Origin of the sequence: Bradyrhizobium sp. (genome assembly GCF_049581145.1) — a bacterium.
GTDB lineage: Bacteria > Pseudomonadota > Alphaproteobacteria > Rhizobiales > Xanthobacteraceae > Bradyrhizobium.
Map to the genome: position 1 here is coordinate 1 of NZ_JBAURI010000138.1, position 8190 is coordinate 8190.

Annotated in this window: 8 protein-coding genes and 1 pseudogene; 3 read left to right on the forward strand and 6 right to left on the reverse strand. The window is 64.4% G+C overall.

Annotation, left to right across the window (positions count from 1 at the left end):
- Window positions 1-151 (reverse strand): GTP-binding protein (locus WCB02_RS04535; protein WP_423956650.1); only part of this gene is annotated, 151 nt, incomplete at its 3' end.
- Window positions 148-1794, reverse strand: coding sequence for an amidohydrolase (locus WCB02_RS04540; protein WP_423956644.1), 1647 nt, complete (start codon window positions 1792-1794; stop codon window positions 148-150). The genes WCB02_RS04540 and WCB02_RS04535, both read right to left, overlap by 4 nt.
- Before the next feature lie 202 nt (window positions 1795-1996).
- Here WCB02_RS04540 and WCB02_RS04545 point away from each other — a divergent pair, with 202 nt between their 5' ends.
- On the forward strand, window positions 1997-3529 hold the full coding sequence (locus WCB02_RS04545) for a PLP-dependent aminotransferase family protein (protein ID WP_423956645.1): 1533 nt from the start codon (window positions 1997-1999) through the stop codon (window positions 3527-3529).
- Here the strand turns inward: WCB02_RS04545 and WCB02_RS04550 are convergent.
- Entirely contained in the window at window positions 3515-3724 is a 210-nt protein-coding gene (locus WCB02_RS04550) for a hypothetical protein (RefSeq protein ID WP_423956651.1), read from the reverse strand. The two genes, WCB02_RS04545 and WCB02_RS04550, sit on opposite strands and share 15 nt — an antisense overlap.
- Before the next feature lie 62 nt (window positions 3725-3786).
- Window positions 3787-4323: pseudogene (locus WCB02_RS04555) on the reverse strand (TSUP family transporter); the annotation flags it as partial.
- Window positions 4324-4591: 268 nt separating this feature from the next.
- Between WCB02_RS04555 and WCB02_RS04560 the strand changes: the two are divergent.
- Together WCB02_RS04560 and WCB02_RS04565 are read left to right on the forward strand one after the other, a co-directional pair.
- Window positions 4592-5008: a nuclear transport factor 2 family protein gene (locus WCB02_RS04560; protein ID WP_423956646.1), complete on the forward strand. Its 417-nt coding sequence runs from the start codon at window positions 4592-4594 to the stop codon at window positions 5006-5008.
- Window positions 5005-6393: an NAD(P)/FAD-dependent oxidoreductase gene (locus WCB02_RS04565; RefSeq protein ID WP_423956647.1), complete on the forward strand. Its 1389-nt coding sequence runs from the start codon at window positions 5005-5007 to the stop codon at window positions 6391-6393. The genes WCB02_RS04560 and WCB02_RS04565 overlap by 4 nt, the downstream gene beginning before the upstream one ends.
- Window positions 6394-6398: 5 nt before the next feature.
- Here the strand turns inward: WCB02_RS04565 and WCB02_RS04570 are convergent, their stop codons facing one another.
- Both WCB02_RS04570 and WCB02_RS04575 read right to left on the reverse strand, forming a co-directional pair.
- Window positions 6399-6593, reverse strand: a complete 195-nt coding sequence (locus tag WCB02_RS04570) for a hypothetical protein (RefSeq protein WP_423956648.1) — start codon at window positions 6591-6593, stop codon at window positions 6399-6401.
- A gap of 190 nt (window positions 6594-6783) precedes the next feature.
- Window positions 6784-8190, reverse strand: a 1407-nt coding sequence (locus WCB02_RS04575) for an MBG domain-containing protein (protein ID WP_423956649.1), incomplete at its 5' end; no start/stop codon positions are given.

Genomic DNA, 8190 nt, shown 5'->3' on the forward strand with positions numbered 1-8190 from the left:
GGGCCGCATCGACATTGATTTCGCCGAAATCGTTGACCAGCACGACATAGCGAGCGGTCGCGTGCGCCAGCAGGCGGTTGAGAAAGGTGGTCTTGCCGGCGCCGAGAAACCCGCCGATGACCGTCAACGGTATCGGCTCGGCTTGCGTCATGCGCGCGGAGCCTTCCTCACGTCGCCGCCGACCACCGTTCCCCAGACCTGAACATCCTTCAGCCGCGCCGGATCGACCTCGAGCGGATCCTCGTCCAGCACCGCAAAATCGGCATATTTTCCGCACTCGATGCTGCCGACCACGCCGTCCATCTTCAGCGTGTAGGCCGGGCCGATTGTGATCGCCGCCAGGGCCTGCGCGATGGTCAGCGCCTCGGTCTCGCTGCCGAGCTTGCGGCCGGACGACGAGATCCGGTTGACCGCGCACCACGCAGTGAACAGCGGCGAGAGCGGCGTCACCGGCGCGTCGGAGTGGATCGCAAACGGCACGCCGACACGCTGGGCCGTTCCGGTCGCATCCAGCCGGGCGGCGCGCTCGGGGCCCATGGTCAGCTCATAATGCGCGTCGCCCCAATAATAGAGATGGTTGGCGAACAGGTTCACGCAGACGCCGAGCGATTTCATGCGGCGGAACAGGGCCGCGTCGGCCATCTGGCAATGCTGCAGCGTGTGCCGGTGATCGGGCCGCGGCATCGCGGTTTGCGCGGCTTCGATGGCGTCGAGCGCAAGCTCGGTCGCTTCGTCGCCGTTGGTGTGAATGTGCAACTGGATACCGGCCTTGTGGTAGGCGTCGACCAGTTGCGGCAGTTGTTCGGGCGCGATGTACCAGAGGCCGTTCGGCGCGCCATTATGATAGCCGGGCCAGCGCAGCCGCCCGGTAAAACCCTGGATGGAGCCGTCGACGACGAGCTTGACGATGCCGTAATGAAGCTTGTCGTTGTTGCTCTCCCGCAGCTTTGCGATCTTGGCGATCGCCTGATCCGGGGTGTGCGTGACCGCAGCAAGCGCGGGCACGAGCCTGACGCCAAATCCGGGCCGCGCCGTTGCCGCGCGATAGACCTCCACGGTCTCGTCGGTGAGATCGTTGTGTAGATCGGTGATGGTGGTGACGCCCTGAATACAGGCGGAGGCCGCATAGCGATCGACATCGGCCGAAGACAGATTGCCGGAGAGCGGATTGCCGTAGGCGCGGAACACGCGTAGCCGCGCGGCAATTCCCTGCAGCTCTCCGCTGGCCAGACCATCCGTTCCCACAACCACGCCGGAAATATCGGTCACGCGCAACAATCCGGTTGTCTCCAGCACGGCGGTGTTGACATTGTTGATGTGGAAACTGGCGTGGATCACAAGCACCGGACGCGTCGTCGATATGCGATCCAGATCCTGCCTGGTCAGCTTCCGGCCGCCGATATGGAGCGGATCGAAGCCCCAGGCAAAAAGCGGCGTGCTCCGATCCTCAAGTGCGGCTTCCGCCTCTATCAGCCGGGCGATGATGGCATCGATCGTGCCGACGCCGGGCACCAGCCGCCCCTCGGGCGAGCGGCGTTCAAAAGCGCCCACATAGGGCAAAGACCACATCATGCCTTCCATGATGTGGCTGTGGCCCTCGACGAAGCCAGGCAGCAGGACCTTGTTGTTGAACTGGTCGTCGAGCCGCCCATCCTTGGCAAATAACGCAAGCTCGCTCTCGGTGCCGACGGCAACAATGCGCCCATCACGGACCGCGACATGAGTCGCAACCGGCCGCGATGGATTCATCGTGACAATTTTTCGGGCCGAAAAGACGACGGTGTCCAGGCTCACTCCAGCACTCCAAGCTTGTACTTTTGGGCTTGACGAGGAGAACCTGATGCGCCGGGCACGTCGGGAGAAGCACCAGATGCCGATCACAAATGGAGCCAGCGCATGGCTCGGCCGCCGCCAGGCTATGCTATGGCGCGGTTTTTGCTTCACTTTTGTGAAACTCGCTGGTCAACTCCAGCAATTCTCCTAAACCGGACCTTCGATGGGAAAACTCTCGCCACTGCGCTCGACCGACGGACACACGACCCTGCTGCCGTCGAGCGATATCCTGTTTTGGAACTCCCACTTTCAGGAGATCGACCGCTCCGGCACATTCCTGCAACTGCAGATCAGGCAGATGATCGTCACCGCAATCGAGGACGGCCGCCTGCCGCTCGGCATGCGCATGCCGTCGAGCCGGGATCTCGCCTCGCTGCTCAAAGTGTCCCGGAATACCATCGTCATCGCCTATGAGCAGTTGGTCGACCAGAACTTCCTGGTCGCGCGCGAACGCAGCGGCTATTTCGTCACCGGCCTGCCAAAACAGATCGCGGGCTACAGGGACAGCGGGCCGCCGTCGGTCCGGGCGGAGCAGAGCCGCTGGACCGAGCGTTTTGCGCTGCGCCCCTCGGCGTTTCGCAATATCGTCAAGCCGCTGGACTGGCAGAACTATCCCTATCCGTTCATTTTCGGTCAATTCGACCCGACCCTGTTTCCGACCAATGACTGGCGCGAGAGCGCACGCGCCGCGATGAGCGTGCCCGAGATCAACAACTGGGCGCGGGACATGATCGACGGCGACGATCCGGCCCTGATCGAGCAATTGCAGCGCCAGGTCCTGCCGCGGCGGGGAATCCGCGCACGCTCCGATGAGATCATGATGACCATAGGCGCCCAGCACGCGCTCTATTTGATCGCCAAGCTGTTCGTGACGCGGGAAACAAGCGTCGGGATGGAAGATCCCGGCTATCCGGATGCCCGCAATATCTTTGGCATGCTGACGTCGAACGTCATTCCGCTGCGCGTCGATGAGGAGGGTCTCGTTCCGGATGAGGCGTTCGAGCGCTGCGCCCTCGCTTATGTGACCGCAAGCCATCAATGCCCGACCGCGGTCACGATGTCGCTGGAGCGGAGGCGCAAGCTGCTGGCGATCGCCAAAGCGAAGAACATCCTCCTGGTCGAGGACGATTACGAGAGCGAACTGATCCCGGAGGGAAACGATCTGCCTCCGCTCGCGAGTCTTGATCGCGACCAGAACGTTCTCTATGTCGGCAGCCTGTCCAAGGTGCTCGCTCCCGGCCTGCGGCTCGGCTACGTGGTGGCGCCGGCACCGGTCATCCGCGAGCTCCGCGCGCTGCGGCGGCTGATGCTGCGCCATCCACCCCTCAACAATCAGCGCGTCGCCGCGCTGTTCATCGGACTCGGCCACTACCGCACCCACCTGCACCAGGTCGCCCGCGTGCTGTTCGAACGCGCAAGGCTCCTCGATCAATTGCTGCCGAAGGCTCTCCCGACTTGCCGATGGACGCGCGCGGCCGGAAGCACGAGCTATTGGGTATCGTGCCCAACGGGCACGGATGCCACACGCCTTGCCGATTCGGCCCGCGCCGAAGGGGTGGTGATCGAACCAGGCGACGTGTTCTCCATACGGGAAGACGACACAAGCCACTGCTTCCGGCTCGGTTTCTCCTCTATTCGGACCGACCGGATCGAACCAGGCATGAAGCGGCTCGGCGCGGTGCTATCCGGCACCTAGGCCAAACAGCTCGTCAATTCCCTTGAATGCGCTGACCATGGCGATGATGCCGAGGCCCACCATCGACACCCTGCGATGCAGCGCATCGCTGCCCCTGTGGAATGCCGCTTCGCCGATGCGTGTGCCGGCGAGCATGATCGGCAACGCGAGCGGCGACAGCTGGAGTGCGTGGAAATCGAAAAGTCCCACCAGCATGGTGCTGAGAGGGCCGTGACCGAGGTTGCCAGAAAGAAGACCAGGAGCGAGGAGCGAGGAGCGCGACGCAATGCGACCGAACGGCCCGACGGCATGATACACATGACGACGGGAGGGCCGGGCATGGCCGGCAGCCCGTTGAAGATGCCGCAGATGAGGCCGACGCCGAGCGTGCCCGTCCGCGAAGGAAAGCTCTGCGCGCGCGGCACGCCGCGAAGCACGGCAACGGCGCCAAGGGTGATTGTGCCGATTAGTATCCGCGCGGCCGAAGCCGGCACGATGCTGAGCGCCAGCGCGCCGAGCGGCGAGCCGATCACGGCCCCCAGGATCAGCCATCGCAAGGACGGCCAGTGACCCTCCTTCCGGACCTGCGGAAAATCCATCGTGCTTGCCAGGAATTGCAGGGCGACAGCCACCGGCACGGCCTGCGCGGGCGGCATGAAAATCCCGAGCAGCGGGACTGCCGCGAGCGCAAAGCCAAAGTCCGTAAATCCCGTAGCAACGATGCGGCGAGGACCGCCAGGCCCGTCGCGATCAACACGCCAGGCGTGATCGCAGCCAACGATCGACGCGCCGGGACCGGTAAAAGGGTCAGACATGCCTGTTCATGGACGTGGTCGCCGAAACCAACGAGAACGGTCCCGCGACGCGGGTGCGGACGCAAAGCACGGACTCTCGCGGAAATGAGCGCGAGCGCGCAAGGACCAGTCGGAACGCTTTCAGCGGTCCAGTTCCGCAAGCCCATGGCTCTGGTCACAGAACGGCAAGCGATCTGGCGCTAAAGGCCCATCCCGCCGCATGACACTGTGTGCTCTCGCGCCAAGCTTTGGCGCCCAGACCGCTTGCCGATGTTCAAGGGAAAGCCAGATGTCGCCATCGCAGGAAAGCCGGCTCAATCTCCTTCGCCAATTATTCGCAGCCTTCAACCGGCACGACGGTGCGGCCGTCATGGCCTGCACGACCGACGACATCGTGTTCGACGCGGCCGCGGGTCCCGACATTTGCGGGCGAAGGCTGTCCGGCGCGCGGGAGGTACTCGCCGCATTCGAGGCGACCTTCAACAGCATGCCGGATGTCGCCTGGGAATGCTTGCGGCACGACGTGTTTGGTGACCGCGGCATCTCCGAATGGATTTTCCGCGCGACCACCGCGGACGGGCAGCGGATCGAGGCTGAAGGCTGCGATCTCTTCTTCTTCCGTGGCGAGAAGATCTGCACCAAGAGCGCGTTTCGCAAGGACCGCCCGCTCCAGCCTGCCCGCGACGAGGCCGGGGGCACGCGATGAACATGCGGCTCACGCCGCCGACAGCGGCATACGACCCCCATTACGATCCGCTGGTTTCGGAGGGGCCTGGACGAAACCGCGATTACGCGCCGACCTATTGGATCGCGACCGCCGGCGCGCCGCCCGAAGATGACGGGCCGGTTGCCCGCGATCTCGATGCCGATGTGGCGATTGTGGGCTCCGGTTATACCGGGCTAGCCTGCGCGATCTTCCTTGCCCGCGAGTTCGGCATCAAGGCCACGGTGCTCGAAGCGAACCGCGTCGCCTGGGGCTGCAGCACGCGCAACGGCGGCCAGGCCCAGAACGCCTCGGGCCGGCTGTCGCGGTCGCAATGGATCGCGCGCTGGGGCCTCGACGTCGCCCGACGCCTCCATGCCGAGATCGAACAGGGATTTGAGACCTTCGAGGAGCTGGTTCGTTACAGCCCGATCGATTGCGAGCCGCAGCGCGGCGGACACCTCTACATCGCACACCGCGAGCGCGCTCTGGCCAAGATCGCCGCCGAATCGAAGGTCCTCAACGACGCCTTCGGCTATGCGACACGCGTTCTGTCGCGCGAGGAGCTGCGGCGTGATTTCATCGACGAGGCGGAAGCGGTCGGCGCGGTGCACGAGCCGCTCGGCACCGGTGTGCACCCGGCAAAGCTCGCCTTCGCTTATCTGAAGATGGCGCGGGGTCTCGGGGCGCGGGTGCATCCTGGAAGCCCCGTGCTGCGCATCGAACGTGACGGCTCCTCGTTCCGGCTTCGGACGCCGGGCGGCATGGTGAGGGCAAAGGCAGTCGCCATTGCCACGGGCGCCTATACCTCGCTTGGCTTGACTCCGGTGCTCGACGGCCGATGCATGCCGATCCTTTCCAACTCCATCGTGACGCGGCCGCTGACCCCAGCCGAACGCGAAGCGACCGGATTCAAGACGCGGCAGGTCATCACCGATACGCGGACGCTGCGCTTCTACTACCGCCTATTGCCCGACGATCGCCTGCAGATCGGCAGCCGCAGCGCCATTACGGGCACGGACGCCGCGCACCCCAGGCACCTGCAGCTTCTCATCGAGGGGCTGCATCGGAAGTTTCCGGCGCTGCGCGGTATCGACATCGACTATTCCTGGTGGGGATGGGTCGACGTCAGCCATGACATGATGCCACGCATCTTCCGCCCGGACGGCGAGCAGAACCTGGTCTATGCTCTGGGCTATGGCGGAAACGGAGTATCCTATTCCGCCCAAGCCGGCCGCCGCATGGCGCAGATGATCGCGAGCCAAGCATTTGAGGGCCAGGACCTCCCGATCTTCACCTCTCCTCTACCCGGCCATCCGCTCCGACCGTTCCGTCGCCTCGGCCAGCGCATGCTCTACCGCTGGTACCATCTGCGGGATGAGGCGTAGTAGTCTCATTTGCAGGCCCACTCGCGGCCGCCGACGCTGTCCTGCACCTGTGCGAGGCGTCCATCGAGGTCGCAGGTCAGCGCCACCGTGCTGCCGTCGGCGTAGGTCGCATTCTGCAGCCGGTCCAGAGGAGGCCTGCGACATGACCTGGCCCTTGCGGTCGAGGCGGGCGCCACCTTCCCCATGCTCGACCGCTTCATCAGGTGTGTCAGCCCATGGACAGCATGTCTGCCGTCGCCTATCAACTCGCTACACCCTTCACCGTCCTGTCAGCTGGCCACTGGTTGCGGGAGGCCGTCGTTGATGACGTGCGCCGGTGTATGCTTTCCTTCGGAAGCGACAAGTTACAATCAGATCCGGCCCGATTGGCCCGGCTTTGACATGCTGCTTTCAAGGAGCCGAGCGCGGGACGCTCACCGAGGCGAAACGATCACCCGACCATGTTGTGAGTTGGTCGAGTTGAGCTTTGCTCTGCCAGTCATTGTACGGCTTTACATCGGCGAGCCTTGTCCAGGTTCTCGTCTTGGAATCGAAGACGCTGACGATCGGGCCGAGAGTTTTTGTTTCCGAATTATAGTCGAGGAGCACCTGCAAACCCGTGCCAGGGTCGTTGGCCACAATTCCTTCCTCCGACATCGTAACGCCGAGGAGCGAGAAGGGCGCTGCATTCGGAGCGTTGGAGGAGCCAGTCAGGATGATCGGCCCCTTGCCGAGCAGGGCCGCCATATCCGTCGTGCCGGACTGGATCGGGAAGCTCTCGCCAGGCGCGCCGGTGTGTTCCGCCCCGTCCGAGACGCGAACCTTGTCGGCCAGGGGATTTTCCCAATTCGCGCCCCGCCACTGGAATCCCTTGCCGGGCTCGAACAGATTGTCGATCGTGGGCGTATCGGGCAAGCCGAGAGCGCCGCGCAGCAGCATGGTGAAGATGGCCGCCTCGCCGGCCTGGCTCTCGAAGCCCGGCAACGTTTTGCCGCTATATTGCGCGGCATCGTACTGGCTCAACGGCTTGTAGACGAATCCGTCAGCGCTCTTGAAGGCCTGCGGAGTGATACTCCCTGTCACGATGTCGCCGTCGGGATTCTGGCGGGCGGCGGTTTGTCTGGCCTGGTCAGCGCTCGCCACCCGAACCGGCGTCACCGCAAGCGGCGCAATCACCGCTGTGGCGGACTGGTCGAGCTGGAAATTGATGCTTGCCTGCTTCGGCGTGGACGGGTCAGGCGTGGTGACGATAAAAGGCGACGCGGACGGCGTTGCCGCTGGTGCAGGTGACGACGGGGGCAAGGCGCCACTCACCGCCAGGGTCGCGCCCACATAGGCGATGGCGTAGTTCGGATTGAGGGCGTTGATCAGCGTTCCCTGGGTGATCGCATAAGTCCCGGCCACCGAGATCGGCGTCGCATCCGTGCTGAGGTTTCCCGCCAAGGTGTCGCCATTGACCAGTCCCAGCGGGCCGACCGTATAGGTCAGCGCCGGATTGGCGTCGCCATAAACCCGGCTCTGTGCATCCGCCGTCACCGTGAGCGGACGCGCCGTGATGGTGAGGTTGGCCCCTGTATAGCTCAGCGCATAGTTGCTGCTGGCGGCGACGCTGCCCTGGGTGATGCCGTAGCTGCCGACGCCGGTCGCCACCGTCGCGCCGGAGGCGAGGCTTCCGGACAGGCTGTCGCCATTGACGAGGCCGCTGCCGCCGATGGCGTAACTCAGCGCCGGATTGGCGCCGCCGTAGACCCGGCTCTGTGCATCCGCCGTCACCGTGAGCGGACGCGCCGTGATGGTGAGGTTGGCCCCTGTATAGCT